Here is a 19083-nt window from a genome sequence, read left to right on the forward strand (position 1 = left end):
TGTGATGACGCTACCGCTGTTTCCTCTCAATACCGTGCTGTTTCCTGGTTGTTTCCTCGATTTGCAGATTTTCGAGGCACGCTATCTGGACATGATCGGGCGCTGCATGAAGCGGGGCGAAGGTTTTGGTGTGGTGTGCATCCTCGAAGGCGAGCAGGTCGGCAAGGCGCCGCCGGTGGTCGCCTCGATCGGCTGCGAGGCGGTGATCCGTGACTTCGTGCAGCAGGATAACGGCTTGCTGGGTATCCGCGTCGAAGGCGTGCGGCGCTTCAACCTGGAAAGCACCGAGGTGCAGAAGGACCAGTTGCTGGTGGGGCAGGTGCAATGGCTGCCGGAGCAGGCGGACAGCCCGTTGCTCGAGGCGGACGAAGACCTGCTGGCGCTGCTGGTGGCCCTGGGTGAACACCCGATGGTCGAAGCCCTGGACATGCCGCGGCCTGTGGACGGGCGGCAGACGTTGGCCAACCAGTTGGCTTACCTGCTGCCCTTCATGGAAGAGGACAAGCTGGATCTGCTGACCCTCGACTCGCCACAGGAGCGGTTGGGGGAAATCCAGAAGCTGCTGGAGCGGATTCAGGGTGAGTTGTTTGCCTGATAGTGATGTGTTGCCAGTGCCGGCCTCTTCGCAGCACAAGGCTGCTCCTGCAGGCTGACGAGAGCCCTGTAGGAGCAGCCTTGTGCTGCGAAGAGGCCGGTACAGGCGACATCAATATTGATATCGCAGCAAAGCCTGCGGCAGCGCATGCATGGCAAAGAACGCCAGCAACGCGACACACGCCGGCAAAACCAGCCACCACACCCGCAGCGGCAAGGCCGGGAGGGTCTGGTGACGCTGCGCCAGTGCCAGGCTGAGCGCGCACACACAGCACGCCAGCAAGGCCCCGGCGAGGATGTCGGTCGGCCAGTGCGCCCCGAGGTACACCCGTGACAGGGCAATCGCCAGCGCCGGAATGCAGCCCAGCATCACCCAGGTCAGGCGCATCCGCGGCGGCTGACCGCGACCGGCCAGCACTGCCATTACCAGGAAGAACGCAAACGACGCCGAACTGTGCCCACTGGGCATGCTGTAGCTGGTCAGCGGGTCGCTCAGCACTTCCGGGCGGGCCCGGGCGAACAGCCACTTCAGCGTGCCGTTGGCAAACGCCGTACCCATCAGTGCGCCCGCAGCGAACATGGCATGCCGCCACTGCCTGGCAAGCAGCAGCAGGCCCGTCAGCAGCCCGCCGAGGAATAACTGGGTGCGGAAATCGCCCAGCCGGGTCACCAGCACCACGGCGCCATCGATGGCCTGGCTGCGGTGCTCCTGCACCAGTGTCATCACGCCCTGATCGAACTCGTGCAGGTAGGGCCAGCCGAGGAAGACCCCGGCCAAGGCCAGGAAACTCATGCCGGCGATCAGCCGGGTACCGTGGCGTTGATCACGAATGCTGGTGTTCAGGCTCAGCCCGATGATGACTGCCAGGGTGCCGGCGATGATCCCGGCATCCAGCCAGAAGCCTTCCGGCAAGGGCAGGCGCATGGCTGCGCCGGTAGCCCAGCCGGGCAGCAGGTAGGCCACCGCCCAGCCAGCACCGGCCACCAGGCTGACGGCGATGAACCGCGGCAGCGGCATGTCGAACATGCCGGCGACCATTGGCAGCATAGGCCGCAGCGGCCCGATGAAGCGCCCTACCAGCAGGCTGGCGATGCCGTAGCGCTGGAAGTAGGTCTCGGCGCTGCCGATCCATTCCGGATGGTGGCGCAGCAGGGGCAGCCTGCGAATGTTCTGGTGGAAGTACTTGCCCACCGTGTACGACAACGCATCGCCCACCAGGCCACCGAGAAAGCCCAGCAGCAGCGTTTCGCCCAGGCTGAAGGCGCCGCTGCCGGCCAGTACCGCGACCGCGAACAGCAGCACGGTGCCTGGCACGATGATGCCGGCAATGGCCAGGCACTCGATGCAGGCCACCAGGAATATCGCCAGGCCAAGCCACTGCGGGTTGGCGCTGAGCCAGCCAGTCAGGCTGTCGAGCCATTGGCCCATGGTTCAGCTTCCTTGTTCCAGAATGAAGAAGTCGCGGCCTTCGACTTGGCCGCGACGTAACGGGTTCCGCGTGCAGAAACGGGCGTATTCGGCATCGACGAAACGGTAGGGCAGGTGCTCGTCGCGGCCATGCGGGATGCCCAGGCGGGCGGCCTGGATCACCCGTGGCACGATGTTGCCGCAATCCTCCACGTACAGGCGCTCGGCGTCAAAACGCTGGGCGTCCCAGTGCGGCACCTTCAGGCCCAGGGCGCGGCACAGCAAGGTCTGGCCGGCGCACAGGCGCTCGGGCGGGCGGAGGTTGCCGCTCGCATCGGGGTTGTTCAGTTGCATCTGTGCCAGGCTGTTCGGCCCCGAGCGGGTGTCCTGCCAAGGATAGGCCGACTTGATGAGCACCGCGTTGCCTGGCCCGTGGGCGCTGAAGTTCAGCGAGTCGCCGCCGCGCGCGTAGTACATATAGATGTGCCCGCCATCGAGGAACAGCGCCTTGCGCTTTTCGGTGTAGCCGAGCGAGGCGTGGCTACCTTTGTCGGTGAGGTAGTAGGCCTCGGTCTCGATGATGCGCGCGGCCAGCCACAGGTCGCCGTGGCGATGGCGGATGACTTTGCCCAGCAGGGCCTTGGCCAGGGTCTGGGCGTCGCGATCGAAAAAGCTGTCGGGCAAGGCTGGCATGCGGGCGGTTCGTGGCTGGGACGGCGGGGATGATAGCAATGAATAGCTTAATCGAGGCTGAATCGAGTGGGATGTTGGCAGTGCCGGCCCTTTCGCGGGCTCGCCCGCTCCCACAGGTACCTCGGAGGTCCCAGGCCTTGTGCAATCCCTGTGGGAGCGGGTTTACCCGCGAAAAGGCCCTGACAGGAGATAGAAATTTCGATAACCCCGGTTACATCTTTCCTACACAATGCCCCCAGCCATTTTCTACCATCCGCCACCCGCCGCTGGGCGTACACCTGCGCGCCAGTTATAATCAGCCGATTTCCCCTTCGCCAAGACACCGAACCCATGACTGAGTCCGTTCTTGACTATATGACCCGCCTGGGTCGCGCTGCCCGTGAGGCTTCCCGGGTGATCGGCCGTGCCAGCACCGCGCAGAAGAACCGCGCCCTGCAAGCTGCCGCCGACGCACTGGACGCCGCTCGTGCCGAGCTGACCGCAGCCAACGAGCTGGACCTGGCCGCCGGCCGTGCCAACGGCCTGGAGCCCGCGCTGCTCGACCGCCTGGCGCTGACCCCGGCGCGTATCGACGGCATGATCACCGGCCTTCGCCAGGTGGCTGGCCTGCCGGATCCGGTCGGTGCCATCCGCGACATGAGCTACCGCCCATCCGGTATCCAGGTCGGCAAGATGCGCACGCCGCTGGGGGTGATCGGGATCATCTACGAATCGCGCCCAAACGTGACCATCGATGCTGCCAGCCTGTGCCTGAAGTCGGGTAACGCGACCATCCTGCGTGGCGGCTCCGAAGCCATCCACTCCAACCGCGCCATCGCCACCTGCATCCAGCGTGGCCTCGCCGCCGCCGGCCTGCCGGCAGCCGTGGTGCAGGTGGTCGAGACTACCGACCGCGAAGCCGTGGGCGCGCTGATCAGCATGCCGGAATTCGTCGACGTCATCGTGCCGCGCGGTGGCCGTGGCCTGATCGAACGCATCAGCCGCGATGCCCGCGTGCCAGTGATCAAGCACCTGGACGGTATCTGCCACGTCTATGTCAGCCAGCACGCCGACCTGGACAAGGCCTGGCGCGTGGCGTTCAACGCCAAGACTTACCGCTATGGCATCTGTGGTGCCATGGAAACGCTGCTGGTCGACCAGCAGGTGGCCGAGCGCTTCCTGCCGGAAATGGCCAGTCGCTTCCAGGAGAAGGGCGTCGAGCTGCGTGGCTGCGAGCGCACCCGGGCGATCATCGACGCCAAGCCCGCCACCGAGGCCGACTGGCACACCGAATACCTGGACGCAATCCTGTCGATTCGCGTGGTCGATGGGCTGGACCAGGCCATCGAGCACATCAACCACTATGGCTCGCACCATACCGACTCGATCATCAGCGAACACCAGGGTGAAGCCCGCCAGTTCATGGCCGAGGTCGACTCGGCGTCGGTCATGCTCAATACCCCGACCTGCTTCGCCGACGGCTTCGAGTACGGCCTGGGTGCGGAAATCGGCATTTCCACCGACAAGCTGCATGCCCGTGGCCCGGTCGGCCTGGAAGGCCTGACCTGCGAGAAGTACGTGGTGATCGGTGATGGCCAGCTGCGCGGCCAGGAGTCCTGCTGAGTTGAGCAAGGCCCAGGCAGTCCGGCGTATCGGCATTCTTGGCGGCACCTTCGACCCCGTGCACATCGGCCACCTGCGCAGCGCGCTGGAAGTGGCCGAGTTCATGGGGCTGGACGAGCTGCGCCTGCTGCCCAACGCCCGGCCGCCGCACCGCGACACCCCGCAGGTGGCCGCGCAGGACCGCCTGGCCATGGTGCAAGGCGCTGTACAGGGCGTGCCCTGCCTGAGCGTGGATGCCCGCGAACTGGCGCGCGACAAACCGTCGTACACCATCGACACGCTGGAATCGATCCGCGCCGAACTGGCCGCTGACGACCAGTTGTTCCTGGTGCTGGGCTGGGATGCCTTCTGTGGCCTGCCCGGCTGGCACCGCTGGGAAGAATTGCTGCAACACTGTCACATCCTGGTGCTGCAACGCCCGGATGCCGACGTAGAACCCCCTGACGAGCTGCGCAACCTGCTGGCTGCGCGCTCGGAGAGCGATCCCACCGCCTTGTCCGGCCCGGCGGGAAACATTTCGTTCGTCTGGCAGACGCCGCTTGCGGTGTCGGCTACACAGATCCGACAGCTGCTGGCCAGCGGCAAATCGGTGAGGTTCCTGGTGCCGGACGCCGTACTGGCCTACATCGAGGCGCACGAACTGTATCGTGCACCTAACTGACGGTGCCTCTGGCGCCTCATCCAACGAGTTGAACGAGTTTTATATGACCAAGCAGAAAATCCACGGCGAAGAACTGGTCGCCCTGACCAAGGCAGCGCTGGAAGACGTCAAGGCCCAGGACATCCAGGTCATCGACGTGCGCGAAAAGCACAGCCTGACCGACTACATGATCATTGCCACCGGTACCTCCAACCGCCAGATCAACGCGATGCTGGAAAAGGTCCGCGAAGCGGTCAAGGCCAAGGGTGCCCAGCCACTGGGTGAAGAAGGCAAGGGCGACAGCGACTGGGTCCTGCTGGACCTGAACGACGTCATCGTGCACATGATGACCGCCGCTGCCCGCCAGTTCTACGACCTGGAGCGCCTGTGGCAGGGTGCCGAGCAAAGCCGTGCTGCCGATGGCAAGCACCACAGCCCGGACCATGCCCACGAGTACTCCGACAAGCTCAAGGACCGGGAATAAGGAAAGCGCTGTGCGTCTGCGCCTGATCGCGGTTGGCTCGCGCATGCCGAAGTGGGTCGAGGAAGGCTGGCATGAATATGCCAAGCGCCTGCCCGCCGAGCTGTCGCTGGAGCTGGTGGAAATCCCGCTGAACACCCGTGGCAAGAATGCCGACGTCGCCCGCCTGATCCGTCAGGAGGGCGAAGCCATGCTGAGCAAGGTTCAGCCAGGGGAACGCATCGTCACCCTCGAGGTCCATGGCAAGCCCTGGAGTACCGAGCAGCTGGCGACCGAGCTGGACCGCTGGCGCCTGGATGCGCGCACGGTGAATTTGATGGTGGGCGGCCCGGAAGGCCTGGCGCCCGAGGTCTGTGCGCGCGCCGAGCAACGTTGGTCGCTGTCGCCGCTGACCTTGCCGCACCCATTGGTAAGGATACTCATCGGCGAGCAGATTTACCGCGCCTGGACCGTGCTGTCCGGGCATCCTTACCATAAATGAGCCTGTAAGCAGTCCGATGTCGCAGCCGATCCGTCTCAAGGACCACGAGAAAGACGCCCGCCTGGTGCGCAACCGCGTCGTGGTCGGCGCAGTCGCGATCATGCTGCTTATCTGCGTGCTGATTGCGCGTCTGTACTACCTGCAGGTCATCCAGCACGACTATCACTCGACGCTGTCGGAGAACAACCGGGTGCATGTGCAGCCGATCCCGCCGACCCGCGGGTTGATCTTCGACCGAAACGGGGTGATCGTCGCCGACAACCGGCCCAGCTTCAGCCTGTCGATGACCCGCGAACGTGCGGGTAACTGGCAGGAAGTGCTGGATACCATCGTCGAAGTGCTGGAGTTGACGCCCGACGACCGCGCCCTGTTCGAGAAGCGCATGCGCCAGGGCCGCCGGCCGTTCGAGCCGGTGCCGATCCTGTTCGAACTCAACGAAGAGCAGATCGCCCGTGTGGCGGTGAACCAGTTCCGCCTGCCGGGCGTGGAAGTGGTAGCCCAGTTGGTGCGCCATTACCCGCAGGGCGCGCATTTCGCCCATTCGGTGGGGTATGTGGGGCGGATCAACGAGAAAGAGCTGAAAACCCTCGACCCGGTGAACTACAGCGGCACCCACCACATCGGCAAGACCGGCATCGAGCGCTTCTACGAAGCCGACCTGCATGGCCAGGTGGGCTACGAGGAAGTCGAGACCAACGCCCGCGGCCGCGTGCTGCGGGTGCTCAAGCGCACCGACCCGAAACCGGGCAAGGACATCGTGCTGAGCCTGGACATCAAGCTGCAGGAGGCCGCCGAGGCTGCCCTGGGTGGCCGGCGTGGTGCGGTGGTGGCGCTCGACCCGCGTACCGGCGAGGTGCTGGCGATGGTCAGTCAGCCCAGCTTCGACCCCAACCTGTTCGTCACCGGCATCGGCTTCAAAGCCTATGCCGAACTGCGCGACTCGATCGACCGACCGCTGTTCAACCGCGTGCTGCGCGGCCTGTACCCGCCAGGTTCGACCATCAAGCCGGCGGTGGCCATCGCCGGCCTGGACAGCGGCGTGGTCAATGCCGGCAGCCGGGTGTTCGACCCGGGCTACTACCAGTTGCCCAACTACGACCACAAATACCGTAACTGGAACCGCTCGGGCGATGGCTGGGTCGACCTGGACACCGCGATCATGCGCTCCAACGACACCTACTTCTACGACCTTGCCCACAAGATGGGCATCGATCGGCTGTCCAGCTACATGAACAAGTTCGGCATCGGCCAGCGGGTTTCCCTCGACATGTTCGAGGAATCCGCCGGGCTGATGCCATCGCGTGAATGGAAGCGCGCCACCCGCCGCCAGGCCTGGTTCCCCGGCGAAACCCTGATCCTCGGCATCGGTCAGGGCTACATGCAGGCCACGCCGCTGCAACTGGCCCAGGCCACTGCGCTGATCGCCAACAAGGGCGTGTGGAACCGCCCGCACCTGGCCAAGACCATCGAAGGCCAGCCGCCGGTGGACGACAACCCCATGGAAAACATCGTGCTGCGTGACAAGTCCGACTGGGCCAAGGTCACCCATGGCATGGAGCAGGTGATGCACAACGCCCGCGGTACCGCACGCAAGGCGGCCATTGGCTCGCAGTACCGCATTGCCGGCAAGAGTGGTACCGCCCAGGTGGTGGCAATCAAGCAGGGCGAGAAGTACGACCGCAACAAGCTTCAGGAGCGCCACCGCGACCACGCCCTGTTCGTCGCCTTCGCCCCGGCCGAGGACCCGAAGATCGTGGTTTCGGTGATGGTCGAGAACGGTGAGTCCGGCTCGGGCGTTGCCGCCCCAGTGGTGCGCCAGGTGATGGACGCCTGGTTGCTCGACGAAAACGGCCGGCTCAAGCCCGAGTTCGCGCCTGCCACCGTTACCCAGGAATCAGCCCTGTGATGAACAATTTCGATCGCATGCTCTCCAGCGAGGATGTGATGCGTCGGCGCGCCAGCTTTCTGCAGCGCATCCACGTCGACGGCCCTTTGCTGATCATTCTGCTGACCCTCGCGGCCGGTAGCCTGTTCGTCCTGTATTCGGCCAGTGGCAAGAACTGGGACCTGCTACTCAAGCAAGCCACCTCGTTCGGCATCGGCCTGGTGTCGATGTTCATCATCGCCCAGCTAGAGCCGCGCTTCATGGCTCGCTGGGTGCCGCTGGCCTACCTGGCCGGGGTGCTGTTGCTGGTGGTGGTGGACGTGATGGGCCACAACGCCATGGGCGCCACGCGCTGGATCAACATCCCCGGGGTGATCCGCTTCCAGCCCTCGGAGTTCATGAAGATCATCATGCCGGCGACCATCGCCTGGTACCTGTCCAAGCGCACGTTGCCGCCGCATCTGAAGCATGTGGCGATCAGCCTGGTGCTGATCGGCGTGCCGTTCATCCTGATCGTGCGCCAGCCCGACCTGGGCACGGCGCTGCTGATCCTCGCCTCCGGGGCTTTCGTGCTGTTCATGGGCGGCCTGCGCTGGCGCTGGATCCTCAGCGTGCTGGCGGCTGCGGTGCCAGTGGCGGTGGCGATGTGGTTCTTCGTCATGCACGACTACCAGAAGCAGCGGGTACTGACCTTCCTCGACCCGGAAAGCGACCCGTTGGGCACTGGCTGGAACATCATCCAGTCGAAGGCGGCGATCGGCTCGGGCGGTGTGTTCGGCAAGGGCTGGCTGCTCGGCACCCAGTCGCACCTGGACTTCCTGCCGGAAAGCCACACCGACTTCATCATTGCCGTGCTCGGCGAGGAATTCGGCCTGGTCGGCATCTGCCTGCTGTTGATCGTCTACCTGCTGCTGATCGGCCGTGGCCTGATGATCACCGCCCAGGCGCAGACCCTGTTCGGCAAGCTGCTGGCGGGCAGCCTGACCATGACCTTCTTTGTGTACGTGTTCGTCAATATCGGTATGGTCAGCGGCCTTCTGCCCGTGGTGGGCGTGCCGCTGCCCTTCATCAGCTATGGCGGAACTTCGTTGGTGACGCTGCTGTCAGCGTTTGGCGTTCTGATGTCGATCCACACGCACCGCAAATGGATCGCTCAGGTTTGAATAAGGTGAAGAATTTCATGCAAGCAGTGCGTAACTGGGCTGCCCGTTGTGCGCCGTGGATCGGCGCGGTGGGCCTGTTCGGCGCTGTACAGCTGGCCCATGCCGGCGATTATCAGGGCTCGCCGCAGGTGGCCCAGTTCGTTGGCGAAATGAGCCGCGACCATGGCTTTGCCCCTGAGCAGCTGATGGGTGTGTTCGCGGAGGTGCAGCGCAAACAGTCGATACTCGACGCCATTTCGCGCCCGGCCGAACGGGTAAAACCGTGGAAGGACTACCGGCCGATGTTCATCACTGACGCGCGTATTGCCCGCGGTGTGGACTTCTGGCGCCAGCACGAGGCGGTGCTGGCCCGTGCCGAGCAGGAGTATGGCGTGCCGGCGCAGTACATCGTTGCCATCATTGGCGTGGAAACCTTCTTTGGCCGCAACACCGGTAACTACCGGGTGATCGATGCCTTGTCGACCCTGGGCTTCGACTACCCGCCACGGGCGGAGTTCTTCCGCAAGGAGCTGCGCGAATTCCTGCTGCTGGCCCGTGAGGAACAGCTCGACCCGCTGACGCTCAAAGGCTCCTACGCTGGTGCAATGGGCCTGCCGCAGTTCATGCCGAGCAGCTTCCGCAACTTCGCGGTGGACTTCGACGGCGACGGCCACATCAATATCTGGAACAACCCGGACGACGCCATTGGCAGCGTGGCCAGCTACTTCAAGCGCCACGGCTGGGTGGCCGGCGAAGGTGTGGTCAGCCGCGCCTGGGTGGACGGTGGGCGCGCCGACGAAGGCCTGACCACCGGTATCGAGCCGGTAAAAACCGTTGGGGAGTTGCGCACGCTTGGCTGGTCGGTCCATGATTCGTTGCGCGATGATCTGCCGGTTACCGCCTTTCGTCTCGAGGGCGACAATGGCCCCGAGTACTGGATGGGCCTGAAGAACTTCTACGCGATCACTCGCTACAACCGCAGCGTGATGTATGCCATGGCGGTGCATCAGCTATCGGAACAGCTGGTTCAAGCACGGGGCGTCAAGTAATGCGCGCAATCATCTCTGGCAAGTCTTTCAAGCTGCTCACCTGCCTCGCCGTGGGCGTGGTGCTGGCCAGCTGTTCGTCCAACCGCCCGCCCCAGCAAAGCAGTGGCAACGTGGTGCGCACCCAGCCGGGCCTGGACATCAACCGCGCGCACAAGGACGGCGCGCCGTGGTGGGACGTGGATGTGAACAAGATCCCCGACGCCACGCCAACCGTGCACACCGGCAACTACAAGGCCAACCCGTACACGGTACTGGGCAAGACCTACTACCCGATGCAGGACTCGCGCAATTATCGCGCGGAAGGTACCGCGTCGTGGTATGGCACCAAGTTCCACGGCCAGAACACCGCCAACGGCGAGCTGTACGACCTGTACGGCATGAGCGCGGCGCACAAGACCCTGCCGCTGCCGGCCTACGTGCGGGTGACCAACCTGGCCAACGGCCGAAGCGTGATCCTGCGGGTGAACGACCGTGGGCCGTTCTATTCGGACCGCATCATCGACCTGTCCTATGCCGCGGCGAAAAAGCTCGGTTATGCCGAGATCGGTACCGCGCACGTGCGCGTCGAAGGCATCGACCCGCAGCAGTGGTGGGCCCAGCGTGGCCAGACGCCACCGATGGTGCTCAAGGAGCCCCAGGTGGCCCAGACCCAGGCGATCCCGGCCAGTACCGGGCGCGTCGAGCAATGGACCCCGCCGCCCCAGCAGCATGCGGCGCCGGTGGTGCCGGTGCAGGTGGCCGGCAACAACGTGCCGGCCGGCAGTGGCGGCAGCTTCCTGCAGGTGGGTGCCTTCGCCAACCCGGACGCCGCCGAACTGCTGCGCTCCAAGCTCAGCAGCATGGTCAGCGCGCCAGTGTTCATCAGCTCGATCGTGCGTAACCAGCAGACCCTGCACCGCGTGCGCCTCGGGCCGATCAACAGCCAGGGCGAGATCCAGCAAGCGCAGGACAGCATCCGCCTGGCGAACCTTGGGCAGGCCAAGCTGGTCACAGCTGACTGACCGCGTTGCCTTCTTCGCGGGCACGCCCGCTCCCGCAGGGCATGCGAAACCCTGTGGGAGCGGGCGCGCCCGCGAAGAAGGCAGCACCAAACTGTCGGTTTTGTCATGAATTGACGGGCGCGGGCATGTACAATGTCGGCTTTTGCCCGCAGCGACATAAAGCCGCACATTGCGAGCCAGGCCTACGGCCGCAAAAACTAGACTGACTGGCGCTGGGCACATGATCTTGCCCAGGGAACATCAGACCATTAGCGATTTTCGAGAGACGGATGAACATCACCAACCTTGCCAAACGACTTTGCCTGCCCGTACTGCTGATGATCACGCCTGCCGCCTTCGCGGCTGAGCAGATGACGCCGGCGCCACCGCAACTGGCAGCCAAGTCCTACGTACTCATGGATGCGTCCAGCGGCAACGTGCTGGTCGAGAACAACGGTGACGAGCGCCTGCCGCCTGCCAGCCTGACCAAGCTGATGACGGCCTACATCGCCACCCTGGACATCCGTCGCGGCCAGATCGGTGAAAACGACCCGGTTACCGTCAGCGAAAACGCCTGGCGGACCGGCGGTTCGCGCATGTTCATCAAGGTGGGCAGCCAGGTGACCGTCAGCGACCTGCTGCACGGCATCATCATCCAGTCCGGCAACGACGCCTCGGTTGCCCTGGCCGAGCACATCGCCGGCAGCGAAGACGCCTTCGCCGACATGATGAACAAGACCGCTGCCGACCTGGGCATGGCCAACAGCCACTTCATGAACCCGACCGGCCTGCCGCACCCGGACCATTACTCGTCGGCCCACGACATGGCTACCCTGGCCCGTGCGATCATCAATGTCGACCCGGCCCACTACGCCATCTACTCGCAGAAAGAGTTCTTCTGGAACAACATCAAGCAGCCAAACCGCAACCTGCTGCTGTGGCGTGACAAGACTGTCGACGGCCTGAAGACCGGCCACACCGACGAAGCCGGCTACTGCATGGTGGCTTCGGCCGTTCGCGATGGCCAGCGCCTGATCGCCGTGGTCTTCGGCACCAACAGCGAGCAGTCGCGTGCTGCCGAGACCCAGAAGCTGCTGACCTATGGCTTCCGCTTCTTCGAAACCCAGACCTTCTACCAGAAGGGTACCGAGCTGACCAAGTCGCCGGTCTGGAAAGGCGCGACTGGCGAAGTGAAAGCTGGCCTGGCCAACGATCTGACCCTGACTATGCCTAAAGGCCAATTGAAGCGCCTGCAGGCTTCGATGACCATGAACCCGCAGCTCACCGCGCCAATCGCCAAAGGTGACGTGATCGGCAAAGTGGAAGTCAAACTGGACGAGAAAGTGGTTCACAGCGCCGACCTGATCGCCCTCGATGGCGTCGAGGAAGGTGGTTTCTTCCGCCGTATGTGGGATAGCATCCGTCTATTCTTCTACGGGTTGTTCAACTGATACGTGACCTGCATGCCCCCGCGTATCCAGCGGGGGCGTTGTTGTTGCCACGGCTTACGAGGCCGTTTCCGCCATGAGCGAACCAGACGTCAAGTCGCACAAGATCGAATTCCCCTGCGACGATTACCCGATCAAGGTCATCGGTGACACCGTTGTCGGCTTCAAGGACACGGTGATCGAGATCCTGAGCAAGCACGCGAAGGTCGACCTTTCCACCCTGGCCGAGCGCCAGAGCAAGGAAGGCAAGTACACCACCGTGCAATTGCACATCGTTGCCGAAAGCGAGAACCAGCTGCACGATATCAACAGCGCCCTGCGCGCTACCGGCATCGTGAAAATGGTGCTCTGATGTCCGCCTGCCTCGGTTTTCGCGAGCTTGGCCTGCAGCCCTACGAACCGGTGCTGGAGGCCATGCGTCGCTTCACCGAGCAGCGCAGCCCGGACAGCCAGGATGAAGTCTGGCTGGTCGAGCACCCCGCGGTCTTCACCCAGGGCCAGGCCGGCAAGGCCGAGCACCTGCTGGTGCCGGGCGACATCCCGGTAGTGCAGACCGATCGCGGTGGCCAGGTGACCTACCATGGCCCCGGGCAGCTGGTGGCCTACCTGCTGCTGGATGTGCGCCGGCTGGGCTTTGGCGTGCGTGAGCTGGTCAGCCGTATCGAGCTGACCCTCATCGACCTGCTCGCCAGTTACGATGTCCAGGCCGCGGCCAAGCCCGATGCCCCGGGCGTCTATGTCGACGGAGCGAAAATCGCCTCCCTCGGCCTGCGAATCCGCAACGGCCGTTCGTTCCACGGCCTTGCCCTGAACGTGGACATGGACCTCGCGCCATTCCGCCGAATCAACCCCTGCGGCTATGCGGGGCTGGCGATGACCCAGCTGCGCGACCTGGCAGGTCCGATCGAACTCGACGAGGTCAGGACAAGGCTGCGCGGACAGCTGGTCAAGCACCTCGACTACGCTGAGCAGACGACCCTCACGGGCGGAATCGACTGAATATGACAACTGTGCAAGAAGCCGTGCCGAACCTGATACCTACCCAGGATGCCACCCCGCGCCCAGCGCCGAAGAAGGTGGAAGCCGGGGTCAAGCTGCGTGGTGCCGAAAAGGTGGCGCGCATCCCGGTGAAGATCATCCCCACCGAAGAGCTGCCGAAGAAGCCCGACTGGATCCGCGTGCGTATCCCGGTGTCGCCCGAGGTAGACCGCATCAAGCAGCTGCTGCGCAAGCACAAGCTGCACAGCGTATGCGAAGAGGCATCCTGCCCGAACCTGGGCGAGTGCTTCTCCGGTGGTACCGCCACCTTCATGATCATGGGTGACATCTGCACCCGTCGTTGCCCGTTCTGCGACGTTGGCCACGGCCGGCCGAAACCGCTGGACCTGGACGAGCCGAAGAACCTGGCCATCGCCATCGCCGACCTGCGCCTGAAGTACGTGGTGATCACCTCGGTGGACCGCGACGACCTGCGTGACGGTGGTGCCCAGCACTTTGCCGACTGCATCCGCGAAATCCGTGCGCTGTCGCCGGGCGTACAGCTGGAAACCCTGGTGCCGGACTACCGTGGGCGCATGGATATTGCCCTGGAGATCACCGCGCAAGAGCCGCCGGATGTGTTCAACCACAACCTCGAGACCGTACCGCGCCTGTACAAGGCCGCGCGCCCGGGTTCGGACTACGACTGGTCGCTGGACCTGCTGCAGAAGTTCAAGCAGTTGGTGCCGCACGTACCGACCAAGTCGGGCCTGATGCTCGGCCTGGGCGAGACCGACGAGGAAGTGATCGAAGTGATGCACCGCATGCGCGAGCATGACATCGACATGCTCACCCTCGGCCAGTATCTGCAGCCGTCGCGCAGCCACCTGCCGGTGCAGCGTTTCGTTCACCCGGACACCTTCGCCTGGTTCGCCGAGGAAGGTTACAAGATGGGCTTCAAGAACGTCGCTTCCGGCCCGTTGGTGCGTTCTTCGTACCACGCTGACCAGCAGGCTCACGAAGCCAAGATCAAGCTCTGAGCCAAGCACAGAGCCACGCATGCCGATGCGCGCCGAAGGGCCGCATCGGCATTTTTGTTTGTGCCACACGCGCTGCAAGGAGCCGCGATGAATTGCGCCGAAACCTTCCAACCCAGCCTGCCAGCCGCGCTGCAGCGTGATGCCTGTTTTGCCATTGTCGCCCCGGCGGGCGCGGCGCGGCTGGATACGCACAAGGTCAACCAGTGGTTCGTTGATAGAGGCTACAGCTGCCGCATCTATCCGGGAGCCCTTCAGACCCAGGGCTATCTGGCGGGGCCGGACCGGCAGCGGTTACAGGACCTGCATGATGCCTTTGCCGACCCGGCTATCGACGCCATTCTGTGCATGCGTGGGGGGTACGGCAGCATGCGCCTGCTCGACCAGCTCGATTTCGAACTGATCCGGCGCAACCCCAAGCCGCTGATCGGTTACAGCGACATCACCGCGCTGCACACGGCGATCTACCGGCATACCGGGCTGCTTACCTTCCATGGCGGGATGCTCAATGCCGACCTGCTGGGGGCCAAGTTGCCGCCAACCGAGACTTCGTTGCTGGCGCAGCTGGGTGGGCATGTGCGGGCAGGGGAGCAGATCGTGCACCCTGCTGACTTCGCATTGAGCAGCGTGCTGCATGGGGTGGCCAGCGGGCCGCTGCTGGGCGGCAACCTGTCGATGCTGGGCGCGACCCTGGGGACGATTGCCGAGCTGGATACGCAGGGCTGCATCCTGTTCATCGAGGACGTCAACGAGCCGCTTTACCGGGTGGATCGCTTGCTGACCCAGCTGCGCCTGGCAGGCAAGCTGGAGGGGGTGAAGGGTGTGCTGGTGGGGGACTTTGCCGGGATTACCACTGCGGCGTTGACGCCCCTGCTGGAGGATATCTTAGCGCCGCTGGGTGTGCCGGTGCTGGCCGGGTGGCGCAGTGGGCATTGTGACCCGAATGTGTGCTTGCCGTTGGGGGCTCGGGTAATGCTGGATAGCGGGAGGCAGACATTGGTGTTGGAGCAGGATTTGTTCAAGGCTTGAGATTGCCGGGGCTGCTTTGCAGCCCATCGCGACACAAGGCCGCTCCCACAGGAGAAGTGCTATCGCTTGTGGGAGCGGCCTTGTGTCGCGAAAGGGGCGCAACGCGCCCCCAGCAATCTCACTATTTGCGCAGGCTCTCGAGCAGCTTGTGGGTCGGATACCCATCCGCCGGCCACCCCAGCCCCTGCTGGGCATTGCGGATCGCCTTGCGGGTATTGGCGCCAATGATGCCATCGGCATTGCCGGCTTCGTGCCCATTGCTGTTCAGCAGGTTCTGCAGCTCAATGCGCTCGCTGCGGCTGAGGGGCAGGTCTTCTTTCGGCCAGCTGCCGGCAATGAAGCCCCAGCCCGTGAAGCGATCACCCAGCAGGCTTACTGCCAGCGCGTAGGACGACGAATTGTTGTATTTGAGGATGGCGCGGAAGTTGTCCAGCACCAGGAACGCCGGGCCACGCGCGCCCGCGGGCAGCAGCAGTGCGGCAGACAGCTGGTTGCTACCCACCGGCAACTGGGTACCGGCAGGCAGTTTCACGCCCATCGCCAGCCACTCGCTCACCGGCTTGCGCAGGGCGCCATCGGCCTGCCAGTAATCGAAGCCAGGCGGCACCTGTACCTCGAAGCCCCACGGCTGGCCACGCTTCCAGCCCGAACTCTGCAGATAGTGCGCGGTCGAGGCCAGGGCGTCTGCCGTGCTGTTCCAGATGTCGCGGCGGCCATCGCCGTCGAAGTCCACGGCATGGGTGTTGTAGGTGGTCGGGATGAACTGGGTCTGGCCCATGGCACCGGCCCACGAACCACGCATGGCCTCAGGCTGGATGTCGCCGTGCTGAATGATCTGCAGCGCGGCGATCAGCTGGTCCTGGGCGAACTGCGGGCGTCGGCCCTCATAGGCCAGAGTAGCCAGCGAGCGGATCACCGACTTGTTGCCCTGAAACTGGCCGAAGTTGCTTTCCATGCCCCATACCGCGACCAGCACCTGGCGATCGACACCATAGCTTTGCTCGATGCGGGTCAGCAGTTCGGCGTTCTGCTCCAGCAGCTTCTTGCCGTTGCGCACGCGCAGAGGCGACAGGGCGCCTTCGAGGTATTCCCATACGGGGCGGGTGAACTCCGGCTGGCTGCGATCGGCCTTGATCACGTCCATGTCGGGGGTGACGCCGAGGAAGGCGCGGTCGAACGTATCCTGCGAAATGCCGGCTTGCAGGGCTTGCTGGCGAAAGCCTGCTTGCCATTGCGCGAAGGTTTGCAGAGGCTGGATTTCAGTGCTGGTGTCGGGCGTCGTGCCGGGCAGGGTCACCACAGGGGTGGGCTGGGCGGGGGCCAGCGGCAGGGCGTCGGCGGCGGTGGGCTTTTCTGCGCAGGCCACGAGCAGGATGAAACTGGAGGCCGCGATCAGCTGGCGGGTTTTCCAGCGGGGGAGAAGACTGAGGAGCATTCACAGATCCAGAATTGCAGGTCAGGTGACGACCATATCATGCCTGCGCTCTCGATGCTTTCATGCAGCCAAAAAGTAGGAAGCCTCCCAATCTCTCGATTGGAAGGCTTCGCGGCGGTAGCTGCCTTTGCCCTTGTTCGGCTGTTCCTGGCGGCAGCGGAACAGCGGTTGGGCGATGATCGACTTGGCCTTGTTGGGGCCGTGCTTTTTCGGCTTTTTGCTCATGGCGGGGTTCCCCGGTTGGGTGGGTTTCGCAGCGCACTGTAGGGCTTGGGGCAGGGTGGGGCCAATTGATTGTGTATATGGCCGAATACCTGGTTCTTATGGATTTGGCAGGGCCCTTGTAGGAGCAGCCTTGTGCTGCGAAGAGGTCTGTAAGGCAGAAGACTTTCTTCGGCACTTATGGCCTCTTCGAAGCACAAGGCTGCTCCTACAGGGCACTGAGGCAGTCTGGAGGACGATTTACTCGGGCGGGAGTGTCAGGCGCTGGCCGGCCATCAGCAGCGACAAGCGCGCCAGGCCGGTCCACGGCGAGCCCTCGGCCTGCCCCTTGATCTGTGCATCGATACGCTGGGCATCCTGCAGCAACTGCGCCCAACGCTGCGCCGACAGGCGCTGCAGGGCCTTGCTGACCAGTGGCCGGCGTTTGTCCCAGACCGGTGGGCGGGCCTGGCTGAAAGCCTTGTCCAGCGGTACACCTTGGCTGAACTGTTGGGCCAGCCCCGCCAGTTGGCGCAGCTCTCGGGCAAGGGCCCAGAGAATCACTGGTGGCTCCACGCCTTCACCGCGCAAGCCTTCGAGCATACGCAAGGCATGCGCAGCTTCGCCGTTGAGAATGGCATCGACCAGGCCGAAGACATCGAAGCGGGCGCTGTCGGCGACGGCGGCCTGCACGGTCTCCACGGTGATCTGGTTGCCCTCGGCAAGCAGCTTGAGCTTTTCGATTTCCTGTGCGGCCGCCAGCAGGTTGCCTTCCACGCGCGCGGCAATCAGGTCGACGGCGTCACGCTGTGCCGACAGGCCGGCCTGCTGCAGGCGCTGGTTGATCCACTGCGGCAGCTGGTGCACATCCACCGGCCAGATCTGGATGAACTGGCAGTGGGCACCTTCGATCAGCGCCTTGCCCCACTTGGTCTTCTGCGCGCTGCCGTCGAGCTTGGGCAGGCTGACCAGCAGCAAGGTGTCTTCGGCAGGGTTGGCGCAGTATTCCATCAGCGCAGCAGCGCCCTTGTCACCAGGCTTGCCCGAGGGCAGGCGCAATTCCAGCAGGCGGCGCTGGGCGAACAGGGACAGGCTGGCGCCAGCCTGGAGCAGGGTGCCCCAGTCGAAGTTGGCGTCGGCACTGAATACCTGGCGTTCGTCGAAGCCCTGCTGGCGCGCGGCGTTGCGGATGGCGTCGGCGGCTTCCTGGCACAGCAGCGGGTCGTCGCCGCTGACCACGTAGACCGGTGCCAGGGCGCCTTGCAGGTGCTTGTTGAGTTGGGCGGGAGCGAGCTTCATGGGAAACAGGCGGGGTACCCGAAGGTACCCCGCTCGGGCTTAGTTGCCCGGTACTTCCAGAGGCGACTGCTGAGGCGTTTCGGCCTGCTGGCGGCGAGCGGCCTCCAGCGCAGCGGCTTCGGCCTTGGCGCGTTCGTCGGCTTGACGCTGCAGCTCGTCCAGCTGGGACGGGGTCAGCATCTGCAGGCGAACGACCATGGCGTTGACCAGGTCGCGACGCATTTCTTCGCGGGCGCGGTTGGCTTCCTGCTCGGAGCCGGTGATGTTCGAGCCGTCACGCAAGTAGATCTTGCGCACTTCCAGCTTGTCGCTCATCAGCTCCAGGTTGTTCAGGCCCTGGATGCTGTAGTTCAGCACGGTGGTCAGCTCGTACTCGGCGGTACGGTTACCGCTGTTGTAGGTCGCCGAGCGCTCGCGCTCCTGCTCGTTGGTCAGCACCAGGCGGTAAGGTGCACCAGCGTGCACGTTGACGCCGCTACGCTGCAGTACTTCACGCAGCTGGACCACGGTCGGGCCGTAGGCGTTGCGTGCGCTTACGTCCATTTCCTTCACGCTCAGCTCGGTAGAGCCGGTGCCGCGCAGCTGGAAACCGCAGGCGCTGAGCATGACCGCCAGGCCAATTACCAGCAAATTGCGTTTGATCATGTTGTTGCTCCCTTGTGGGCCTGTTCGCCCGCCCGCAGTGCCTGCGGGCGGGCGTT

At 64.2% G+C, this 19083-nt stretch carries 20 protein-coding genes; 14 read left to right on the forward strand and 6 right to left on the reverse strand.

Annotation, left to right across the window (positions count from 1 at the left end):
• Positions 1–4: 4 nt before the first annotated feature.
• On the forward strand, positions 5–595 hold the full coding sequence (locus RR51_RS11275; protein WP_039613550.1) for an LON peptidase substrate-binding domain-containing protein: 591 nt from the start codon (positions 5–7) through the stop codon (positions 593–595).
• A gap of 111 nt (positions 596–706) precedes the next feature.
• On the opposite strand, the gene RR51_RS11280 is transcribed toward RR51_RS11275, so the two are convergent.
• Entirely contained in the window at positions 707–2023 is a 1317-nt protein-coding gene (locus RR51_RS11280) for a bifunctional DedA family/phosphatase PAP2 family protein (RefSeq protein ID WP_039613551.1), read from the reverse strand.
• A 3-nt stretch (positions 2024–2026) separates the two neighbouring features.
• Positions 2027–2695 (reverse strand): DNA-3-methyladenine glycosylase, encoded by a 669-nt coding sequence (locus RR51_RS11285; protein WP_039613552.1) that lies wholly within the window; start codon positions 2693–2695, stop codon positions 2027–2029.
• Between the two features lie 330 nt (positions 2696–3025).
• On the opposite strand from RR51_RS11285, the gene RR51_RS11290 reads away from it, so the two are divergent.
• From RR51_RS11290 to RR51_RS11350, 13 genes are all read left to right on the forward strand, one after another.
• Positions 3026–4297, forward strand: a complete 1272-nt coding sequence (locus RR51_RS11290) for a glutamate-5-semialdehyde dehydrogenase (protein ID WP_003257568.1) — start codon at positions 3026–3028, stop codon at positions 4295–4297.
• Positions 4266–4958 carry a nicotinate-nucleotide adenylyltransferase gene (nadD, locus tag RR51_RS11295; RefSeq protein WP_052261051.1) on the forward strand — a complete coding sequence of 231 codons (693 nt, stop codon included), beginning with the start codon at positions 4266–4268 and terminating at the stop codon, positions 4956–4958. Before RR51_RS11290 ends, nadD begins: the two co-directional genes overlap by 32 nt.
• Positions 4959–5001: 43 nt before the next feature.
• Complete coding sequence (gene rsfS, locus RR51_RS11300; protein ID WP_013974359.1) at positions 5002–5421, forward strand: ribosome silencing factor; 420 nt, start codon at positions 5002–5004, stop codon at positions 5419–5421.
• Positions 5422–5431: 10 nt separating this feature from the next.
• On the forward strand, positions 5432–5899 hold the full coding sequence (gene rlmH, locus RR51_RS11305) for a 23S rRNA (pseudouridine(1915)-N(3))-methyltransferase RlmH (RefSeq protein ID WP_003249722.1): 468 nt from the start codon (positions 5432–5434) through the stop codon (positions 5897–5899).
• Positions 5900–5915: 16 nt separating this feature from the next.
• A complete protein-coding gene (gene mrdA, locus RR51_RS11310) occupies positions 5916–7805 on the forward strand; it encodes a penicillin-binding protein 2 (protein WP_015271942.1) in 1890 nt (629 codons plus the stop codon).
• 38 nt (positions 7806–7843) lie between these two features.
• On the forward strand, positions 7844–8947 hold the full coding sequence (gene rodA / locus RR51_RS11315; RefSeq protein WP_015271941.1) for a rod shape-determining protein RodA: 1104 nt from the start codon (positions 7844–7846) through the stop codon (positions 8945–8947).
• Positions 8948–8964: 17 nt separating this feature from the next.
• On the forward strand, positions 8965–9975 hold the full coding sequence (mltB, locus tag RR51_RS11320) for a lytic murein transglycosylase B (protein WP_039613594.1): 1011 nt from the start codon (positions 8965–8967) through the stop codon (positions 9973–9975).
• Positions 9975–10976, forward strand: a complete 1002-nt coding sequence (locus tag RR51_RS11325; RefSeq protein WP_013974354.1) for a septal ring lytic transglycosylase RlpA family protein — start codon at positions 9975–9977, stop codon at positions 10974–10976. Before mltB ends, RR51_RS11325 begins: the two co-directional genes overlap by 1 nt.
• Positions 10977–11245: 269 nt before the next feature.
• The gene (locus RR51_RS11330) at positions 11246–12406 is read left to right on the forward strand and encodes a D-alanyl-D-alanine carboxypeptidase family protein (protein ID WP_013974353.1); all 1161 of its coding nucleotides are present in this window, start codon (positions 11246–11248) and stop codon (positions 12404–12406) included.
• A gap of 73 nt (positions 12407–12479) precedes the next feature.
• The gene (locus tag RR51_RS11335) at positions 12480–12755 is read left to right on the forward strand and encodes a DUF493 domain-containing protein (protein WP_003249736.1); all 276 of its coding nucleotides are present in this window, start codon (positions 12480–12482) and stop codon (positions 12753–12755) included.
• Complete coding sequence (lipB, locus tag RR51_RS11340; RefSeq protein ID WP_039613554.1) at positions 12755–13402, forward strand: lipoyl(octanoyl) transferase LipB; 648 nt, start codon at positions 12755–12757, stop codon at positions 13400–13402. Before RR51_RS11335 ends, lipB begins: the two co-directional genes overlap by 1 nt.
• Before the next feature lie 2 nt (positions 13403–13404).
• Positions 13405–14421, forward strand: a complete 1017-nt coding sequence (gene lipA / locus RR51_RS11345) for a lipoyl synthase (RefSeq protein WP_003257574.1) — start codon at positions 13405–13407, stop codon at positions 14419–14421.
• An 87-nt stretch (positions 14422–14508) separates the two neighbouring features.
• Positions 14509–15447: a S66 peptidase family protein gene (locus RR51_RS11350; RefSeq protein ID WP_039613555.1), complete on the forward strand. Its 939-nt coding sequence runs from the start codon at positions 14509–14511 to the stop codon at positions 15445–15447.
• 121 nt (positions 15448–15568) lie between these two features.
• On the opposite strand, the gene RR51_RS11355 is transcribed toward RR51_RS11350, so the two are convergent.
• From RR51_RS11355 to RR51_RS11370, 4 genes are all read right to left on the reverse strand, one after another.
• On the reverse strand, positions 15569–16882 hold the full coding sequence (locus RR51_RS11355; protein WP_039613556.1) for a lytic murein transglycosylase: 1314 nt from the start codon (positions 16880–16882) through the stop codon (positions 15569–15571).
• Positions 16883–16942: 60 nt separating this feature from the next.
• Positions 16943–17107 carry an alternative ribosome rescue factor ArfA gene (arfA, locus tag RR51_RS11360; RefSeq protein ID WP_003257578.1) on the reverse strand — a complete coding sequence of 55 codons (165 nt, stop codon included), beginning with the start codon at positions 17105–17107 and terminating at the stop codon, positions 16943–16945.
• A gap of 237 nt (positions 17108–17344) precedes the next feature.
• Positions 17345–18382: a DNA polymerase III subunit delta gene (holA, locus tag RR51_RS11365; RefSeq protein WP_039613557.1), complete on the reverse strand. Its 1038-nt coding sequence runs from the start codon at positions 18380–18382 to the stop codon at positions 17345–17347.
• 39 nt (positions 18383–18421) lie between these two features.
• The gene (locus RR51_RS11370) at positions 18422–19027 is read right to left on the reverse strand and encodes an LPS-assembly lipoprotein LptE (RefSeq protein WP_003257580.1); all 606 of its coding nucleotides are present in this window, start codon (positions 19025–19027) and stop codon (positions 18422–18424) included.
• Positions 19028–19083: the final 56 nt, after the last annotated feature.

Origin of the sequence: Pseudomonas sp. C5pp, from assembly GCF_000814065.1 — a bacterium.
GTDB classification, from domain to species: domain Bacteria; phylum Pseudomonadota; class Gammaproteobacteria; order Pseudomonadales; family Pseudomonadaceae; genus Aquipseudomonas; species Aquipseudomonas asiatica.

Excerpts from the sequence above, each read along its gene's own strand:
- RR51_RS11275 (WP_039613550.1), top strand. The coding sequence starts at position 5 with ATGACGCTACCGCTGTTTCCTCTCAATACCGTGCTGTTTCCTGGTTGT.
- RR51_RS11280 (WP_039613551.1), bottom strand. The coding sequence starts at position 2,023 with ATGGGCCAATGGCTCGACAGCCTGACTGGCTGGCTCAGCGCCAACCCG.
- RR51_RS11285 (WP_039613552.1), bottom strand. The coding sequence starts at position 2,695 with ATGCCAGCCTTGCCCGACAGCTTTTTCGATCGCGACGCCCAGACCCTG.
- RR51_RS11290 (WP_003257568.1), top strand. The coding sequence starts at position 3,026 with ATGACTGAGTCCGTTCTTGACTATATGACCCGCCTGGGTCGCGCTGCC.
- nadD (WP_052261051.1), top strand. The coding sequence starts at position 4,266 with ATGGCCAGCTGCGCGGCCAGGAGTCCTGCTGAGTTGAGCAAGGCCCAG.
- rsfS (WP_013974359.1), top strand. The coding sequence starts at position 5,002 with ATGACCAAGCAGAAAATCCACGGCGAAGAACTGGTCGCCCTGACCAAG.
- mrdA (WP_015271942.1), top strand. The coding sequence starts at position 5,916 with ATGTCGCAGCCGATCCGTCTCAAGGACCACGAGAAAGACGCCCGCCTG.
- rodA (WP_015271941.1), top strand. The coding sequence starts at position 7,844 with ATGCGTCGGCGCGCCAGCTTTCTGCAGCGCATCCACGTCGACGGCCCT.
- mltB (WP_039613594.1), top strand. The coding sequence starts at position 8,965 with ATGCAAGCAGTGCGTAACTGGGCTGCCCGTTGTGCGCCGTGGATCGGC.
- RR51_RS11325 (WP_013974354.1), top strand. The coding sequence starts at position 9,975 with ATGCGCGCAATCATCTCTGGCAAGTCTTTCAAGCTGCTCACCTGCCTC.
- RR51_RS11330 (WP_013974353.1), top strand. The coding sequence starts at position 11,246 with ATGAACATCACCAACCTTGCCAAACGACTTTGCCTGCCCGTACTGCTG.
- RR51_RS11335 (WP_003249736.1), top strand. The coding sequence starts at position 12,480 with ATGAGCGAACCAGACGTCAAGTCGCACAAGATCGAATTCCCCTGCGAC.
- lipB (WP_039613554.1), top strand. The coding sequence starts at position 12,755 with ATGTCCGCCTGCCTCGGTTTTCGCGAGCTTGGCCTGCAGCCCTACGAA.
- lipA (WP_003257574.1), top strand. The coding sequence starts at position 13,405 with ATGACAACTGTGCAAGAAGCCGTGCCGAACCTGATACCTACCCAGGAT.
- RR51_RS11350 (WP_039613555.1), top strand. The coding sequence starts at position 14,509 with ATGAATTGCGCCGAAACCTTCCAACCCAGCCTGCCAGCCGCGCTGCAG.
- RR51_RS11355 (WP_039613556.1), bottom strand. The coding sequence starts at position 16,882 with ATGCTCCTCAGTCTTCTCCCCCGCTGGAAAACCCGCCAGCTGATCGCG.
- arfA (WP_003257578.1), bottom strand. The coding sequence starts at position 17,107 with ATGAGCAAAAAGCCGAAAAAGCACGGCCCCAACAAGGCCAAGTCGATC.
- holA (WP_039613557.1), bottom strand. The coding sequence starts at position 18,382 with ATGAAGCTCGCTCCCGCCCAACTCAACAAGCACCTGCAAGGCGCCCTG.
- RR51_RS11370 (WP_003257580.1), bottom strand. The coding sequence starts at position 19,027 with ATGATCAAACGCAATTTGCTGGTAATTGGCCTGGCGGTCATGCTCAGC.